Annotated in this window: 14 protein-coding genes; 7 read left to right on the forward strand and 7 right to left on the reverse strand. The window is 60.9% G+C overall.

Going from position 1 to position 17,610, the window contains the following annotated elements; all coding sequences use genetic code 11:
* The first annotated feature begins 52 nt into the window (after nucleotides 1–52).
* Nucleotides 53–2,884, forward strand: a complete 2,832-nt coding sequence (locus MD273_RS11990) for a DUF748 domain-containing protein (RefSeq protein ID WP_239038026.1) — start codon at nucleotides 53–55, stop codon at nucleotides 2,882–2,884.
* An 8-nt stretch (nucleotides 2,885–2,892) separates the two neighbouring features.
* Here the strand turns inward: MD273_RS11990 and MD273_RS11995 are convergent, their stop codons facing one another.
* A complete protein-coding gene (locus tag MD273_RS11995) occupies nucleotides 2,893–3,711 on the reverse strand; it encodes a substrate-binding periplasmic protein (RefSeq protein WP_239038027.1) in 819 nt (272 codons plus the stop codon).
* A gap of 111 nt (nucleotides 3,712–3,822) precedes the next feature.
* Here MD273_RS11995 and yfbR point away from each other — a divergent pair, with 111 nt between their 5' ends.
* The 3 genes from yfbR to MD273_RS12010 all read left to right on the forward strand — a co-directional run bounded on the left by yfbR (nucleotide 3,823) and on the right by MD273_RS12010 (nucleotide 6,268).
* Nucleotides 3,823–4,419, forward strand: coding sequence for a 5'-deoxynucleotidase (gene yfbR / locus MD273_RS12000; RefSeq protein WP_239038028.1), 597 nt, complete (start codon nucleotides 3,823–3,825; stop codon nucleotides 4,417–4,419).
* 118 nt (nucleotides 4,420–4,537) lie between these two features.
* On the forward strand, nucleotides 4,538–5,353 hold the full coding sequence (locus MD273_RS12005; RefSeq protein WP_239038029.1) for an SDR family NAD(P)-dependent oxidoreductase: 816 nt from the start codon (nucleotides 4,538–4,540) through the stop codon (nucleotides 5,351–5,353).
* A 126-nt stretch (nucleotides 5,354–5,479) separates the two neighbouring features.
* A complete protein-coding gene (locus MD273_RS12010; protein WP_239038030.1) occupies nucleotides 5,480–6,268 on the forward strand; it encodes a class II glutamine amidotransferase in 789 nt (262 codons plus the stop codon).
* Between the two features lie 7 nt (nucleotides 6,269–6,275).
* Here MD273_RS12010 and MD273_RS12015 read toward each other — a convergent pair whose 3' ends face one another.
* Entirely contained in the window at nucleotides 6,276–7,166 is an 891-nt protein-coding gene (locus MD273_RS12015) for a metal-dependent hydrolase (RefSeq protein ID WP_239038031.1), read from the reverse strand.
* A 230-nt stretch (nucleotides 7,167–7,396) separates the two neighbouring features.
* On the opposite strand from MD273_RS12015, the gene MD273_RS12020 reads away from it, so the two are divergent.
* Complete coding sequence (locus MD273_RS12020; RefSeq protein ID WP_239038032.1) at nucleotides 7,397–8,503, forward strand: AraC family transcriptional regulator; 1,107 nt, start codon at nucleotides 7,397–7,399, stop codon at nucleotides 8,501–8,503.
* 221 nt (nucleotides 8,504–8,724) lie between these two features.
* Nucleotides 8,725–9,132, forward strand: a complete 408-nt coding sequence (locus tag MD273_RS12025; RefSeq protein WP_239038033.1) for an NINE protein — start codon at nucleotides 8,725–8,727, stop codon at nucleotides 9,130–9,132.
* Here the strand turns inward: MD273_RS12025 and MD273_RS12030 are convergent, their stop codons facing one another.
* The 4 genes from MD273_RS12030 to MD273_RS12045 all read right to left on the reverse strand — a co-directional run bounded on the left by MD273_RS12030 (nucleotide 9,133) and on the right by MD273_RS12045 (nucleotide 15,056).
* A complete protein-coding gene (locus MD273_RS12030) occupies nucleotides 9,133–10,497 on the reverse strand; it encodes a WS/DGAT/MGAT family O-acyltransferase (RefSeq protein WP_239038034.1) in 1,365 nt (454 codons plus the stop codon). It lies immediately after the preceding gene.
* Nucleotides 10,498–10,731: 234 nt separating this feature from the next.
* The gene (gene nirD / locus MD273_RS12035) at nucleotides 10,732–11,100 is read right to left on the reverse strand and encodes a nitrite reductase small subunit NirD (RefSeq protein WP_239038035.1); all 369 of its coding nucleotides are present in this window, start codon (nucleotides 11,098–11,100) and stop codon (nucleotides 10,732–10,734) included.
* Nucleotides 11,101–11,284: 184 nt separating this feature from the next.
* Nucleotides 11,285–13,792: a nitrite reductase large subunit NirB gene (gene nirB, locus MD273_RS12040; protein WP_239038036.1), complete on the reverse strand. Its 2,508-nt coding sequence runs from the start codon at nucleotides 13,790–13,792 to the stop codon at nucleotides 11,285–11,287.
* Between the two features lie 31 nt (nucleotides 13,793–13,823).
* Nucleotides 13,824–15,056 (reverse strand): NAD(P)/FAD-dependent oxidoreductase, encoded by a 1,233-nt coding sequence (locus MD273_RS12045; RefSeq protein WP_239038037.1) that lies wholly within the window; start codon nucleotides 15,054–15,056, stop codon nucleotides 13,824–13,826.
* A gap of 366 nt (nucleotides 15,057–15,422) precedes the next feature.
* Between MD273_RS12045 and MD273_RS12050 the strand changes: the two genes are divergently transcribed.
* Nucleotides 15,423–16,721 (forward strand): nitrate- and nitrite sensing domain-containing protein, encoded by a 1,299-nt coding sequence (locus MD273_RS12050; RefSeq protein ID WP_239038038.1) that lies wholly within the window; start codon nucleotides 15,423–15,425, stop codon nucleotides 16,719–16,721.
* A 9-nt stretch (nucleotides 16,722–16,730) separates the two neighbouring features.
* Here MD273_RS12050 and MD273_RS12055 read toward each other — a convergent pair whose 3' ends face one another.
* Complete coding sequence (locus tag MD273_RS12055; protein ID WP_239038039.1) at nucleotides 16,731–17,606, reverse strand: ABC transporter ATP-binding protein; 876 nt, start codon at nucleotides 17,604–17,606, stop codon at nucleotides 16,731–16,733.
* Nucleotides 17,607–17,610 lie beyond the last annotated feature (4 nt).

Below are 17,610 nucleotides of genomic sequence, written 5' to 3' on the forward strand. Positions count from 1 at the left end.
GGCAGGGGGCTGTTACAGCCCCGGTTTCCCGCCGATCACAAAGGAGAGTTTCGTGGCCCGGAGCCGTCAAAGCAGTCGTCTACCGAGGAACCTCGCAATCGTGGCCCTCGTTCTGGTTGTCATCTATGCCCTCGTCGGGTTCGCCCTGTTGCCCTGGTGGCTCAAGCGCACCCTTCCGGAGCAGCTGGATCAGCAGATGGGATGGCAGGCAGAGTTGGCCGATCTGGCCATCAATCCGTTTGCCCTGACCGTGGAAGCGACTCAATTCTCTGCCAACGACGGTGATGGCGAAAAAGTCGTTGGTTTTGATCGTTTGTTTGTGAACCTCAGTTTCTTCCAGCTGTTCCGGGGCATTGTCGGTTTCCAGGAAATCCGCTTGCAGGAGCCCTACATCCGGGTTGACCTGCTTGAGGACTACAGCGTCAATTTTGCCCGTGACTGGCAGGCCGCCCATCCGGAATCGGAACAGACGGCTGACCCCGAAGCCGGGGGGGCTGATCAGGACAGCGCGCCTCCGAAACTGTTTTTCCAGCAGCTGGCCATCGATGGGGGTGAACTCCTGTTCCGGGATTTCAGCCAGGCAGAGCCGGCCGAGTTCCGGATTACGCCCCTGGACCTTTCGCTCAATGAGCTGGCTACCTGGCCGAGAGAAGAGGGTGACAGCAACTACTACCTGCTGGCGGCCATCGGCAGCCAGACAGTGGAGTGGCAGGGTGATCTGAGCGTCACGCCACTCTATTCCCGGGGCAATCTGCGCATTGCCGATATCAGTTATGAAACCCTCGAACATTTCCTGGCACCTTACCTGCCATACGACCTGCGCGGTGGCAGTGTCACTGTTCGTTCCGACTACGAGTTCCAGGCCGGTGACGTGTTCTACCTGGCTACCGAGAACGGCGAACTCTCGCTTGCGGACCTGGCTGTAGCGCTTGACCCGGAGTCGGAGGCTGCCAGGCTCACGACCGACCGCATCGGCGTTGATCAGGTCGGTTTTGACCTGACGGCCCGGGAGGCCCGGATCGGGCAGGTAACTGTCGATAACCTGGATCTGGCCATCGCCCGCGATTCCGCGGGGGTGATCGACTGGCTTGCACCGCTGGCAGGTGACGAGCCCGGCGACGGCCCTGACGAACCGTTGCCTGAGGCGGCGGCCGACACCCGGCCGTTCCGGTGGTCGGTCGATGGCATCCGCGTGGCCCGCTCCGCGGTGCGCTGGCAGGATCGCGTGCCCGACACTGAGGCAGACCTCCGGCTACAGGAGCTATCGCTTTCCACAGGAACGCTGAGTCACCGGCTGGAAGAGCCGATCAGCTATGATGTCAGTGCCAGCCTGGCCAGCGGTGGGCGCCTGTCGCTCCAGGGCCAGGTTACCGCCGCCCCCTTCACCTTCGAAGCAGCCGTGTCCGGATCGGAGGTCGCCTTGTCCGCCTTTGAGCCCTATCTGCAGCAGGGAGCGAATCTGAATGTCGTCAGCGGCCAGCTGGGCTTTGATGGCAATCTGGATCTGGACAGCCAACAGGAGCCCATGACCGGGACCTTCAGCGGTACTGCCGAGGTCAGCAATCTTAATCTTCGACTGACCGGCCAGCAGGATCGGTTGCTGTCCTGGCAGACGCTACGCCTGGCCCCCATTGAGTACAATGTCAGCCCGGCCCGCCTTGAAATCGGGACGGTCAGCGTGGTTCAGCCGGTGGCCAACATTGTTCGCGGCTCTGATGCCATCCACAACGTCGAGCGGATTCCGGTGTCTGCCGGTGCGGCGCCAACGGGCCCCGGAGCAGACGAACCAGCCGGTTCCGGAAACGGCCAGCCCGCCCTGATCTTCCGCATCGGAGAGCTGGCGATCGAGAACGGAGCCGTGGCCTATACCGACCGGACCCTGAGCCCTGCGTTCACGACATCCTTTGACGAGCTTTCCGGCTCGGTCATCGGAATCAGCAATATTCCGCCCCAACAGGGTAAGGTTTCCCTCAAAGGGAGGGTAGGCCGGGTCGGCAACCTGGAGTTCCGGGGCACCCTCGGCACGCTGGGAACCGATGACGTCAGCGATCTCACCCTGGCGATGGACAACCTCTCCCTACCGGAGCTGTCGCCCTACTTCGGCCGCTATCTCGGCTACGGCGTTGACAGCGGCAAGCTGAACCTGGACCTCGATTACGAGATTGCAGGTAGCCGGATTGACGCCTCCAATATGGTCGTTATGGACCGGCTGGAGCTGGGCCAGGCGGTAGCCAGCGATGAGGCCGTCAATGCGCCGGTCAAACTGGGCCTCGCACTGCTGCGGGATCGGGACGGTGTCATCGAGGTGGATCTTCCGATCAGTGGCGATCTGTCTGATCCGGAGTTCAGCGTCGGCCAGGTGGTCATGCGTGCGTTCGTGAATCTGTTGGTGAAAGCCGCCGCTTCACCGTTCAGTATGCTCGGTTCGATCGCGGAGATGGCTGGCCTGAGCGGGGAAGATCTTGGCCAGGTCAGTTTTGTACCGGGCAGCGTCAAGCTGGCAGAGGGTGAGGCCGCCAAGCTGTCGGCGCTGGCCGATGCCCTGCGCGAGCGCCCTGAATTACTGCTGAATGTGCGGGGTGCGGTATCACCGGAAACCGACGGCCTGGCCCTGTTGCGGGAGGAGCTCACCGATGGCGGGCAGAAGGAACTCTCCGAGGAGGCCTGGGCACGCGCACGTGAGGCGTATCTTTCGGGTGAACGGTCGCTGTCGCCGGAGGCTCTCAATAACCTGGCCCGGGATCGCGGCCTGGCCGTGCGCCAGTTGCTGACCGATACCCAGGAGGTTCCGGGCGACCAGCTGTTCCTGCTGGATCCCGCCCGGAATGCGACGGTCGGTGCCGAAGGCAATGTGGTGGTGTCTTTTACCCTGGATGTCCGTTGAGCATTACTTCAGTCTTCGCCGGAGTTGGAGACCAGGGTGGGTGGCAACTCGAGCCCCCATTTCTTCACCAGGCTCTGATACCGCCCGCGTTCGAGCAGGGGCTCCAGGAGGTCCATCATGTCTCCGGCGGTGACGGGACCTTCCGGATGCGTGATGATGCTGAGCTGGTAGGTCTGGTCCGGCTGTTCTGAAATCAGAAACCTGTCCCGGTCCTCCGGATGTTGTGCCAGATGCATTTGCAGGTAGGAGTCGTTGACGATCGCCACCTCTGCCACCGAGGGGCGGTCTGCCTTGATCAGCTTGAGGTTCCGGCTGACACTGTCTGAAAATTCGATATTGAAGCGTTTTTCCAGCTCTAACGGATTGGTTTCCATCCCGGCAAAGCCGTAATGGTAGCCCGAGAGCGCAACAATATTGCGCTGGCTGAGGTTGTCGAAGAAAGTCCGATCCCGTCCGGGCTTGTTCAGGGCGACGTAAAGATCCTCGTCCATAAGCACCGGGGGACTGATCAGCGCCTGTTTGTCCTGCCATTCCCAGGCCGGACTCTCAAAGAAGATGACGTCATACAGGTGCGCGTCGAAATCCAGGTAACGGCGTTTCGGCGACGTGTGAAAAACCCGGAAAGTGACATCTGGATTAACGCTTTCCAGTTCTTTGAACAGGTCTCCCAGAAAGCCCTCGACCTTTGGGCCTTCGGTGATCCGGGCGACGGGAGGAAAATCGTAGACACCCACAACGATGTCCGTGCCGGCAAGTGCGGTTGGAAGGGAAGCCAGTGACAACAGGGCGAGGACCACAGCCTTGCCAAGACATCGGATTCGAGGCACGTATACTCTACCTTTCGGGCGCAATACATTCATGGGCTCTAAAGCTAACACGCAGATACCTGAAATCGGTTTCAAGAATTATTAAATTTTGATAGAGAAAGGATCAGGCATATGGCAGCCATGGTAAGCCACTTCTTCGCCTATGTTTCTCGCCTGCGCTGGATCAAGCGCTGGGGGCTGATGCGCAATGCCATCGAGGAGAACGTTGCCACCCACTCCTGGGAGGTGGCTACCCTCGCCCATGCCCTGGCGATCCTTCGCAACCACCGGTTTGGCGGCAGCGTCAATGCAGATCGTATTGCCGCCGCGGCGCTCTATCACGATGCTACCGAGGTCATCACCGGCGACATGCCGACACCGGTGAAGTATCACTCCAGGGTCATGCGCGAAGCCTTCGGCGACATTGAACACAAGGCCGAGGCGGAGTTGCTGGCTCTGCTGCCGGAAGACCTGCAGGAACCGTTTGCGCCCTACCTTCGGGAATCCCGGCTCGGCCGGGAAGAGAAGGAGCTGATCAAGGCGGCGGACCGGCTGTCGGCCTGGCTCAAGTGTCAGGCGGAGATCCGGGCGGGAAACCAGGAGTTCGGACCGGCTGCCAGCCAGATCCGGCAACGGCTTGAACAGGACGGGTTGCCGGAAGTGCAGTATTTCCTGCAGGTTTTCGCCCCCAGCTATGACCAGCCCCTGGATAACCTTCTGGGCGACTGACCCCATTGCCTGCGGCAGAGAGCAAATGCTGCCATAGGCTCGGCAGTGTCCGCCGCCTAAAGTGGTTTTCCACAGCAGTTCTGCTATACAAGGAAAACCACCAGAAGAGGCTTCCGCCATGAAGGATCTCGAAAACAAAGTCGCCGTTGTCACCGGGGCAGGCTCCGGTATCGGCCGCTCCCTTGCCAGGGCCCTGGCGGCCCGTGGCTGCAAACTGGCCCTCTCGGACGTGAATGAATCCGGCCTGGCGGACACCGTCGCCGAACTCAAGGGCAAGGACGTTCGCACCTATCTGCTGGATGTGTCCAACCGTGATGCCATCTACGCTCACGCGGAAGAGGTGGTCCGGGACTTCGGGCAGGTCAACCTGGTGATCAATAACGCCGGCGTGGCCCTGTCTGCCTCGGTCCGGGAAATGACCGACGAAGATTTCAAATGGATCATGGATATCGATTTCTGGGGCGTCGCCCATGGCACCCGGGCTTTCCTGCCGCACCTGATTGCCTCCGGCGACGGTCACGTGGTGAACATTTCCAGCGTCTTCGGCCTGATCGGCGTGCCCAAGCAGAGTGCCTACAACGCTGCCAAGTTTGCGGTGCGCGGGTTCACCGAGTCCCTGCGTCAGGAAATGAAGCTCGAGGGCCAGCCGGTATCGGTCAGCTGCGTCCACCCGGGTGGCATCCGGACCAACATCGCCAACTCCGCCCGGATGGGCAAATCCGAGAATGGCGAGGCCCAGCGCAAGGGGTTCGACAAGCTGGCCATGACCACCCCGGACAAGGCGGCAGAGATCATCGTCAGGGGCATCCTTCGGGATGAATCCCGGATCCTGGTGGGGCCGGACGCCTGGGGCATCGACGCCATCAACCGTCTGCTCGGCTCTGCCTACCAGCCCTTGGTGGAGCGCTTCTCCCGCAAGAACCTGTACATCTGATCTCCGGGATCAGCCGTTAGCCGGTGTGAGTGAAGTCGCCGGCAGAGGAATCGGGCGTCTGGCACCGGCGCCTGATTCCGGTATCCTTGGGGATAGATCCGGAACCCTCAGGAAGTCACCAAGCCCATGTGCGAACTGCTGGCCATGAGTGCCAATACCCCCACCGATCTGTGCTTCAGCTTTACCGGCCTGACCCGCCGGGGCGGTGAAACCGGCCCGCACAAGGACGGTTGGGGCGTGGCCTTCTATGAAGGCAAGGGGGTCCGAGCCTTCCACGACGCCGACGCCAGCGCCAATTCCCGGATTGCCGAGGTAGTGCAGACCCATCCCATCAAGAGTGAAGTGGCGATCTGCCACATCCGGCAGGCCAACGTCGGTTCCATCTGCCTGGCCAATACCCACCCGTTCATGCGGGAGTTGTGGGGTCGTTACTGGGTCTTTGCCCACAATGGCCAGCTAAGTCACTTCAGCGGTTCCAAAGGCTTTTACGAGCCCGTTGGTACCACCGACAGCGAGGCGCTGTTCTGCGATATCCTCAACCATCTGCGCGGGGGCTGTGACCGGGATTGCCCTACGGAAAAAATCGTTCGGCGCCTGGTCAGCCTCTCCCGCGACTACGCCAGGCAGGGCGTGTTCAACCTGTTGCTCAGCAACGGGGATTGGCTGTTCACCTATTGCACGACGAAAATGGCCAGCATTACCCGGCGGGCGCCGTTTGGCCCGGCCCGGTTGAAGGATGCCGATGTGACGGTTGATTTCGAGGCGGAAACGACGCCGAATGACATCGTCAGCGTGATTGTGACCGAGCCGCTCACCACCGATGAGACCTGGGATATCTACCAGCCCGGGGAATGGCGGCTCTGGCGCAAGGGAGAGGTGGTACAGTCGGGCCTGGCGCCTGCCCGGCCCGACTGACCCCGTTTTACTGCAGCGTGCGACGGTTACCGTTGCGGTACTGGGGCGCGATGTGAGCGAGGACCTGCTCCTTGAACTGCGCAATCAACTCGCTGTTATCGTGATCCCAGGGATGGAACCCCGGCTTGAAATACTCCAGCCAGGTGGGAATCAGGCTGGAGAAGGTGCCGTTTTTGCCCCACATGCGCCATAGGCCTTTGCCGGCGTCCTTTACGGAGAAGTTCTTCCAGTCGTTCAGCATCATCCGTGTGGTGAAGTAGGTAGCCATCACACCCAGCGCTGCAGTGCTGAACGCCAGATAGAAGGAGCGTTCGGCGTAGGTGCCGCCGACCTGCTGGAACACGTCGAAGGTGACTGCCTTGTGCTCTGTCTCCTCGATGGCATGCCACACCCACAGCGGTCGCATGGATTCGTGCATGTCCTCGCGTACGTCATCGCGGGCCAGCAGCATATCCGCCATCATCGCGGTCATGTGCTCAAGGGCACAGGTAATCGCCAACCGGTGGCGTTTGGGCAGTTTGCTTGCGATACCCAGGACAACCTCCAGGTGTTTCTCCATGTCCTCTACCGGCATGCCCTGATCGCGCACATGCTGGTTCATGGCAATGTGTTCCAGCGAATGCATGGCTTCCTGGCCGATAAAGCCCCGGACTTCTCCCTTGAGCTTGGGATCGGTGATCTGGTCGCGAAACTCGCGGACTGAATCCACAAAGAACTGCTCGCCCTGGGGGAACAGTACGGACAGTGCATTCATCATATGGCTCAGAAGGTAATTGTCACTGAGCCAGTAACGGGGGACCTGTTCGCCGAACTCAAACCCCATCCGCTGCGGTTTGATGGCGACGTGGTCCGGAGTCTGGGATGCCGGAGTGGTTCCGGCGGTTTTGGTATTCAGCATGGTGCTACTCCTCTGCGCTCACACGCTTTGGCCGATGTCATGGCACCAGTGTGCGCCCGTCAACGGAACGGCTGAATGCTCGAACGGGACGGCCATCATTCAGGATGGGACAGCCACCCGCTCGCGATTGACTCGCGTGACGCTGCGGGAGGGGCATGTGGCCCCACTGTCGGGGCCTGTGGCTTCTGATAGAGTCGGGACATATCAGACAAAACAATCAGGAACCGTTTATGGCAACAGGCACCCCGGACAGAGAGCGGCAGATGCTCGGTTTTTTCCTGGTTCCCGGCGTGTACCTCCGGGTGCTGGCAGAAACCGTCCGGAAACTGGGCCACAATGATCGCCCGCTGTACGAGGGGCTGAATTTCACCCCCAGCGACCTCAAAACGAACGACAGCCGGGTGTTTGTCACTGACGCCATCATCATGGCGCAGCGGGCCCGGGAGCTGGCCGGCAGCGAAGGACTGAGCTTTGCCCTCGCCCGGGAACTGCGACTGACCATTCACGGAACCCTTGGTTTTGCAGCACTCACCAGTCCCACCTTCGAAGGGGCGCTGGACTCCGTGCGCCGCTACCTGCAACTGCGGGCTCCGTTCCTGACCATGAACCAGGCCCTGGCCGGGGATCAGGTACTGGTGCAACTGTGCACCGAATTCGAAGTGCCGGAGTTGTATGCCTTCCTGGCGGAAACCGTCAGCGCGACGCTGATCCTGCTGACCGAACAGTTGCTCGACCGGGAAGACGCCGAAGCCCGGGGCTTCGCACTGGAAGATGGCAAGCTACCGGGCGTATCCGTCCACCTGAGCGCGCCGGAACCGTCGTACTACCGCAAGTTCGCCAATGATTTGCCGGTGCGCTTTGAGTACGGTCAGCCGGAAGAAATGATGATCTTCCCGAAGACCATGCTGGACGTCCGCATGCGTCTGGCCGATGCCGACGCCTCCGCCATGGCGCGGGAACAATGCGAGTTCGAGCTGCAGAAAGCCCTGAAAGAACAGGGCGACATCGCCCTGGCGGTCCGCAACATGCTGCGCATGACGCCCGGCCCACTGCCGTCACTGGAGGCCATGGCTGACCGTTTCTGCGTCTCCTCCCGAACCCTGAAACGGCGGCTGGCGGACAAGGACACCAGCTACCGGGAAATCCTCGAAGCGGTGCTCAAGGACCGGGCCATCCAGCTGCTGCGTTACACCAACCAGTCCGTCAGCGAGATCGCCTACGAACTGGGCTACGCCGACCTGTCCAACTTCAGCCGGGCGTTTCGAAAGTGGACAGGAAAGTCAGCCAGCGAATTCAGGGAGGGCGGCCCCGACCCGGCGCCAGAGGTCGGTCCGTGATACGAGAGCTTAAATCGGAATAATCACGGAGTTCGGCAGGACGGGGGGTGGGGAGTTTTCCCAGCCGGGAAAATTGTCTGAGCGCAGCGAGTTGTTTTTACCGGCTGGGAAAACTTCCCGCCCTCCGGCCCGGCACCAAGGCACAAACCCTCAGACCTTGCTAAATTGAAACCAGGCTCCCATATAACCCCCTGAATCCAAAAAACCACCAGGACGTGTAAATGACCGACAGACCCAACACCCACAGCAAACTCTTTGGCTACCTCCTCTGGATCTTCGGATTCCTGGGCTCACACCGTTTTTACTACGGCAAGCCGGTAACCGGAACCATCTGGTTCTTCACCCTGGGCCTGTTCTTCATCGGCTGGATCATCGACCTGTTTCTGATCCCGGCCATGGACCGCGAGGCGGATCTGCGCTTCCGCGAGGGCGAAATCAGCTACAACATCGCCTGGCTGCTGCTCACCTTCCTTGGTGTCTTCGGCGTACACCGCATGTACATGGGCAAGTGGATAACCGGCATCATCTACCTGCTCACCGGCGGTCTGTTCCTGATCGGGATCCTCTATGATTTCTGGACCCTGAACGATCAGATCTCGGTGCGGAACGAAGAACGCCGCTTCGGCTGATTACAGGCCTGCAGCGCCCTCCAGTTCGGCCAGACCCCTGTCCAGGTAGTCCAGCATGCGCTGGAGACTGGGCAGGGTCCGCCGGCAGCCAATCAGCCCGAATTCCACCTGATCGTTATAACTGGTCAGCGTCATGTTCAGCGCCAGCCGGTCCATGGCAATCGAGACCGGATACATGCCTTCCATTTTTGCACCATTCCAGTACCGGGTTTCGCCTGGCCCCGGGACATTGGAGATCACTACGTTGAAGGTCTGCCAGTTCGGAGCCATCCCGGTGAGCAGGTTGAATGCAGCCGGTGCCAGCGTCAGCGCGGTGTAGTTGATGATCTCCTCGGGTGACATGTGGGCATAGCGTTCCTTGGCTTCCTGCATGCCCTGGTGGATCTTCACCAGCCGCTCCGCCGGATCCGGCTCATCGGTATGCAGGTTGGCCAGGATTACGCCCACCTGGTTGCCGCCGGAGCTGTCGTCCCGGCGCAGGGACACCGGCACCATGGCAATCAGTGGCTTGGCCGGCAGCGCCTCCTGATTCATCAGGTAGCCCCGCAAGGCCGTGGCGCACATGGCTGTGACCACGTCGTTCACCGTGGTTCCGTAAGCCTGACAAACCGCCTTGATCCGTTTCAGACAGAACGACTGGGCCGCGAACCGTCGTGAACCGGTGATCCTCTGGTTTAGCACGCTACGGGGCGCGTGGAAGATGGAGTCGTAGGCCGGATCCTTGCGGGCCTCGTTGATGGTCCTCAGCAATTCCCTGGCCACGGTGGGTACCGTACCGAGTTGCTTGCCGGATTCCCCCAGCAGGTGCCCGACACTGCGCCACAGCGAAGCGCCCTCACCTGATGCCTCCCGGACTCTTGGCGGCAAGGCCCAGATCGGCGGCATGCCCCGTTGCTCCGGGTCCTCGGACAGGGTACGGGTCACCATGCGCATGGCCGAGACGCCGTCCACCAGGGAGTGGTGCACCTTGGTGTACAGGGCAAATTGCCGCTCTCCCAGCCCCTCGATCAGGTGCACTTCCCACATCGGTCGTTCCCGGTCCATCAGGTGCGAATGCTCCGCCGAGATAAAGGTCAGAAGTTCACGGATGCGACCGGGTGTGGGCAGGGCCTCGAAACGGAAATGGTGCTCCAGGTCCAAATGCTCGTCCTCCACCCACATTGGTTGACCGAAGCGATAATCCAGACGCTGGTTGAATGGTGGGGTGACCAGCGTATGTTCCCGGAGCTGATCAGCGAGTCGGGCTACGTAGTCGTCCGGCGCATCCTCCGGGAAGGAAAATAGCTGCAGGCCACCCACATGCATGGGTTGTTGGCGTTTTTCGAGCCAGAGGAACAGTTGGTCAGTAGGGCTCAGGGGCTTCACGGGAGCATCCTTGTCACATTGTTTTCCGTGATGTTACCCCACTTGCACAGTGATGGAATTGACCTTGAGGGATTGGTGGGTCTGAAAGTTGGCAATTCAGGTTTATTGGCCGTCCGAGGGCGGTGCATGGCGCGAGGCCCGGGGTGCTTTTCTGCCGGGCACAAAAAACTCGCTTCGCTCAGACAATTGTTCCCGGTAGAAAAGCACCCCGGGCCCCTCGCCTTTCGGCTTTGGTCAGGCCGCTTGGGGTTGTTGCTGTGTTGCTTGAACTTCCAGGCGGATACGGTTTCCGTCCAAGAGGACGGGATAGGTTTTGACGCTGACGGTGTCATCCTCAAGGCAGACACCGGTACGCAGGCTGAAATGCTGCTTATACAGTGGCGAGGCGACGATAGGTTCACCTTTCAGGTCCCCGGTGATACCCCGTGCCAGCACATTGGCGCCGCTGAACGGATCGGTGTGACTGATCGCAAACAGTGCCGGCAGCCGGTGTGGCAGGTAGAACACCGCCACCGGGCCGTTCTCTGTCCAGACCGCAATACCGGATTCCGGCACCAGATCCTCTACCGTACAAACCGCATCCCAACGAGTCCGTGCTTTCATGTTCATTCTCCCAGAGTCTTTTTAGCCAGATTCAATTTGTTTTCGCGTCGCGCTTCCCCGAGGGTCCACGAGCGCGGTGGTGTGGGGGATGCCTTTCTGCCGGGAACAATTGTCTGAGCGCAGCGAGTTCTTTGTTCCCAGAAGAAAGGCATCCCCCGCGCCGCCGTGCTCCACCCCCAAACCGTCAGGCAGACTCCAAAGCAGGCCGCCGCTGATCCCGCTCCGTCGTCCACTGCTGCACCGGATCCGCTTTCTCCGGCGCATTCACGAACTCCCGGAACCGTTTGCGCTTCTCCGGATCCTCCACCGCTGCCTTCCACTCGCACTGGTAAGTGCCGACAATGCCTTCCATGTGCTCCTCGAGTTCGGCGCCAATCCCGAGGCTGTCCTCCAGTACCACCTCCTTGAGGTAGTCGAGGCCGCCCTCCAGGTTCTCCATCCAGACACTGGTGCGCTGCAACCGGTCGGCAGTGCGCACGTAGAACATCAGCACCCGGTCGATGGTACGAATCAGCTCCTCGTCCGAGAGATCGGTTGCGAACAGATCGGCGTGGCGCGGACGCATGCCGCCGTTGCCGCACACATACAGGTTCCAGCCGTTCTCCGTGGCGATCACACCGATGTCCTTGCTTTGGGCCTCGGCGCACTCCCGGGTACAGCCGGAGACTGCCATCTTGACCTTGTGGGGCGCACGCAGGCCCTTGTAGCGGTTCTCCAGGAAGATCGCCATGCCCACGCTGTCCTGCACGCCATAGCGGCACCAGGTGCTGCCAACGCAGGATTTCACCGTGCGCAGGGACTTGCCGTAGGCGTGGCCGGTTTCGAATCCGGCGGCGATGAGTTTTTCCCAGATCTCCGGCAGCTGGCTCAGGGTCGCACCGAACAGGTCTACCCGCTGACCACCGGTGATCTTGGTGTAGAGATCGTATTCCTTGGCCACCTGCCCCAGCACAATCAGCTTTTCCGGGGTGATCTCGCCGCCGGGAATGCGTGGCACGATGGAATAGGTGCCGTTTTTCTGCATGTTGGCCATGAAGGTATCGTTCGTGTCCTGCAGGGGCACATGATCGGTGGCCAGGATGTGTTCATTCCAGCAGGTGGCGAGGATGGAACCGACCGTCGGCTTGCAGATGTCGCAGCCATGCCCCTTGCCATACTGGCTGATCAGTGTGCGGAAGGTCCGGATGCCGTTGACCTTGACCAGATGGAACAGCTCCTGACGGCTGTACGGGAAGTGCTCGCAGATGTCCTTGCTGACCTCCACGCCCCGTTTTTCGAGTTCGCTGTCTACCACGTTTTTCAGCAGCGCGGCACAGCCGCCGCAGCCGGTGCTGGCTTTGGTTTCGACCTTGATACCCCCGAGGTCACTGCAGCCGGCGTCGATCGCGCCGCAGATATCGCCCTTGGTGACGTTGTGGCAGGAACAGATCGAAGCGGTATCCGGCAGGGCATCGGCACCCAGTGCCGGCGCGCCTCCCTGGCTCTCCGGAAGGATCAGGCTTTCTGCATTTTCCGGAAGATCGATGCCGTTCAGGGCATATTGCAGCAATGTATCGTAATAGCTGTTATCGCCAACCAGGATGGCTCCCAGCAGTTTCTTGCCGTCACTGCTGACCACCATGCGGCGGTAGTGGCCGGCCTGTTCATCGTTGTAGCGGATATTCCTGGCCCCGGCGGTCTGGCCATGGGCGTCGCCGATGGAGCCGACGTCCACACCCAGTAACTTGAGCTTGGTACTCATGTCGGCGCCGGTGAAGGCGGCGTCACGGTCACCGTTGAGCACTGCCGAGAGGGTCCGGGCCATGGTGTAGCCGGGGGCGACGAGGCCAAAGATTCTCTGGTTCCACAGGGCGCACTCGCCAATGGCGTGGATGTGGGGATCGGAGGTGGTGCACTGGTTGTTGACGACGATGCCGCCACGCTCGCCCACCTCCAGTCCGCTCTCGCGCGCCAGCGTGTCCTGGGGTCTTATCCCGGCGGAGAACACGATCAGGTCGGTTTCCAGAAATTCACCGTCACTGAAATTCATACGCAGCCGGGCAGTCTCACCGTCAACGATGGCGGTGGTTGCTTTTTCGGTGTGGACCCGGACACCCAGTTCCTCGATCTTTCCGCGCAACACGGCACCGCCATCGGTATCCAGCTGCACCGGCATCAAACGCGGTGCGAACTCCACCACATGCGCTTCCAGACCCAGGCTTTTCAGGGCATTGGCCGCTTCCAGACCCAGCAATCCGCCACCGACCACCACGCCGGTTCTGGCATCATTGGCGCTGGCACGAATGGCGTCCAGATCATCGAGGGTCCGGTAGACAAAACAGCGCTCGTTGTCGTTGCCCTCGATGGGCGGAACGAAGGGATAGGAGCCGGTGGCCAGCACCAGTTCATCGTAGGGATAGTCGCTGGCGGGGGTGGTGACCGTTTTCCGGTCACGATCGATGGCAAGCACCGGCTCGCCGAGCTTCAGCGTGATGTGATTGTCGGCGTACCAGTCTGCGGTGCCCATGGCCAGGTCCGCGTGGGTGGAACCTGAGAAGTATTCGGACAGGTGGACCCGGTCATAGGCCAGCTGTTTCTCCTCGCCGAAGACGACGACCTCATACTCTTTTGCAGCGGGGCTGGTCGCGAACTGCTCCAGGAAATGGTGACCCACCATCCCGTTGCCGATAACGATCAGGGTTTTCTTGCTCATGGTGATTTCCTCTCTCATGGGGCACGCGGGCTCAGGCCGCGGCCTCGCAAAACTGTTGTCCGAAGGGCAGCTGGCTCCGGAAGCGGGCAATGTTGTCAGCGGTGACAATCCGCTCCTGGTACCAGGGGCCGTCGGCGGTGTTGCCAATCAGGATGGCGCCGACCAGCCGATCGCAACGGATCAGCAGGTGGCAGTAATGACCGGTATCCATGTCCCGCCATATCAGGGACTCAGTGGTGTCATCAGGGGCATGCTGACCACAGGAGAACAGGGGCAGCCCGCTGATCTTGAGGCGGGTCGGGGTAGCGGTCGGCTGATAACGGACGGAACGGCTTTCGCTGGTCAGTATCTGTGCCAGAGCCTGTGCCTGCTGGAACCCCGGCTCCACCAGTCCGAAGGTGTGGTCGCCTAACTGACAGCATTCGCCCAGGGCATGGATGGCCGGATCACTGGTCTGTAGCTGCGAGTTGACGAGGACGCCCCGGTCGCAGTCCAGGCCGCTGGCTTCGGCCAGGTTCCGGTTGGGCGTGATCCCGGTGGCCACCACCACAAGGTCGGTACTGATCAGGGTTTCGTCGGTCAGCTGGACGGCCCGGACCGTATCGCGACCCAGGAATCGCACCGGCGAGGCACCGGTGAGAATGTTCAGGCCCCGCCGGGTCAGCCTCTCGGCCAGTATTTGCCCGCCCGTGGGATCCAGCTGGCGATTAAGCAGGTGCCCGCCCCGGTGCAGCACCGTGACTTCCATCCCCCGTTGGCGAAGCCCCTCGGCCGCCTCGAGTCCCAGAAAGCCGCCGCCGACAACAACGGCCCGACGGTGGTGCTGGCTGAGCTTGATGAGCGTGCGGGTATCCTGAAGATCCCGGAAGCCGAACACGCCGGACAGTTGCTCGCCCGGAAGCCCGAGTGTGCTCGGTCTTGATCCGGTGGCCAGCACCAGGGAGTCGTATGGCTGAACCCGACCGGTGGCGGTGGTGACGGTCCGGGCGCGCCGGTCAATGGCGACCACCGGTTCCCGGTCATGGACCTGGATGGCGTGGTCCCTGAACCATCGTTCCGGCTTCAGGGTCAGGCTTTCCTCTGTGGTATCACCGGCGAGCAGGGCCGACAGCTGGATGCGGTTGTAGGCCGGAACCGGCTCCCCGTTGAAAACAATAATGTTCCGGTATCGCCGGTCCTCCCGGTTTACCAGTTCTTCGAGAAACCGCTGTGCCACCATGCCGTGGCCGCACACCACCAGAGTGTCATTCGGGGTCCGGGTCATGGCTGTGTCTCCGTGTTTTCTTCCGCCCAACAAAAAAAGCCGGAGCCTCGCGTCCCGTGAGGGATCTGAGGGTCCGGCGCCAATGCCAACAACAATGATCTGATGGTCCGGCCGAATCCTTGGCCGGGACATTCATCCTTGCTTAAGCTAAAGCGATCTTCGTGCCAATTTTCTATTTTCTTTAAAAACAGTGGCTTGCGTATTTTGGCCGGGCCGGGGCACTTTCAGGACACGAATTGCTGCCCTTTGGTGGGGCGCTTTGCACGAGATTGAAGCCAGGCCGGAGAGCAATGGCGTGGTAATTGCTGTGTTTATGCATGACAGTTTGAAAAATGCGGCGCCGTTGGTGCTGCCCGGAGTTGAGTCATGAACACGAAACGCCATCAAGACATGCCTGCCGCGCCTTCCGCAGCGGATTATCTGATCGCCTCCAAACAATGTGAACTGGGGCATCTGCAGCATTTTCTGCAGCTGGGCAAGCTGATCCAGAGTATCTCCAACCTCGTCCACGGACTGCAGCAGGAGCGGGGAGCCGCCAACATGTTCCTGGGCTCCGGAGGGGAGAAATTTGGCACCGAGCGAAAGGCGATGGTCAAGGAAGCCGAACGACTGCGTGCCACGTTCAACCAGGCTCTGGCAGAGGTGCATGACTCCCTGACCGCGCACCCGGTCAGCACCCAGCTTCTCAACCATATTGCCAGTGCCGTACACGGTCTGGAGGACCTGTCGGCATTACGTCGGCAGGTCGAGCGCCAGACCCTCACTGCCACCGAGGCGACAGAGGCGTACAGCCGGCTGATCCAGAACCTGATCACGGTGGTCTTCGAAGCGGCGGATACGGCTGTGGACCCGTCCATCGCCGGTCTGCTGGTGGCCATGGTGCACCTGATGAATGGCAAGGAGTTTTGCGGCCAGGAGCGGGCTGTGGGCTCTGCCGGGTTTTCCAGTGGCCGCTTCGATACTGCACTGTCCCAGCGCATGATGCACCTTGTTGAAGCGCAGGAACGGTGCTTCGAGGTGTTTGTCAGCTTTTCCGATGCGGATTCGCGGGAGCTCTGGTACCGCGTCCGTGCCCATCCGCGGGAGGCGGAAATCGAGCAGTTGCGGCGCCATGGCTGTTCGGTCGGTCCCTACAAGACCCTCGACCCTGAGCTGGCGAAACAGTGGTTCAAATTGATGACCGAACGTATGGACGAGCTCAAGAAGGTCGAGGATGCGGTCGAGGGCTGTTTCCACGCCCGCTGCGTGGATCGCTTTGGCGAGGCCCGAAACTCGCTGGCCCACCAGGAAACGCTGATTGGCTCGCTGGATGAACGGGGTCAGGGCACTCAGCCCATGCTGGTGCTTTGTGATTCCGGCAACGAGGGCCAGTCCGGGGAAGCCTGGGGCAGTGATGGCGTGGGCCAACAGTTCGGACGCTCGATCTTTGATCTGGTGCAGGAACAGACCCGGCGGCTCCAGCAGATGACCGATGAGCTCCAGAGTGCCAAGGAAGCGCTGGAAGATCGGAAAACCCAGGAGAAAGCGGTACTGCTCTTAATGGAACACCGGAAAATCGGTAACGACGAGGCCCATCGGGTGCTAAGAAAACTGGCCATGGATCAGGGCAAGAAACTGCCGGAAGTTGCCCGGGCCCTGGTCTCCATGGCGGATGTCCTGAAGTGAAGGTCTGACTCAGGCACGGGCGGCCTGAGTCAGACGGTCTTTCTCCCCGGTGGCACTGGCTGCCTCCCTGGTAGAGGCAGCTCGGGGGGTGATTTTCTCCAGCTTGCGCTGCTTTTCGTACAGGAATCGCAGGACTTCCTGGCGGTAGTGCACATAGGTGGGATCATCGGCCAGCGTCACCCGATTCCGGGGCCGTGGCAGATCGATGCGAAGATCCTCGCCCACGGTGGCCGCCGGGCCGTTGGTCATCATGATGATGCGGTCCGAGAGCAACACGGCCTCGTCGACATCGTGGGTAATCATGATCACGGTGTTGTTCAGGTCCTGCTGGATTTCCATCAGCGAATCCTGCAGGTGCGCCCGGGTCAGGGCGTCGAGGGCCCCGAACGGCTCGTCCATCAGCAGCACGCTGGGCTTCATGGCCAGTGCCCTGGCAATTCCCACCCTCTGCGCCATACCCCCGGAGATCTCCCCCGGCCGTTTATTGGCGGCGTGGGCCATGTTCACCAGTTCCAGGTTGTGATTGATCCAGTCTTTGCGCTCCTGTTTGGCCATGGACCTGCGAAAGACCTGCTGGACCGCCAGTTCCACATTCTCGTAAACCGTCAGCCATGGCATCAGGGCGTGGTTCTGGAACACCACGGCCCGTTCCGGCCCCGGTGAGTTGACCTCGTGGCCGTCCAGGACACAACCACCCCTGGTGGCCTGGAGCAGACCCGCAACGATATTGAGGACTGTTGATTTACCGCAGCCGGAATGGCCGATCAGGGAGACAAACTCGCCTTTCCGGATTTTCAGGTTGATGTTGTCGAGAGCGATGAAGGAGCCCTTCGGGGTATCGAAGGCCATTTCGACGCCGGTAAGTTCCAGGTGTGATTTGGTCATTGCG

Origin of the sequence: Marinobacter sp. C7, assembly GCF_022343555.1 — a bacterium.
Classification (GTDB): Bacteria; Pseudomonadota; Gammaproteobacteria; order Pseudomonadales; family Oleiphilaceae; genus Marinobacter.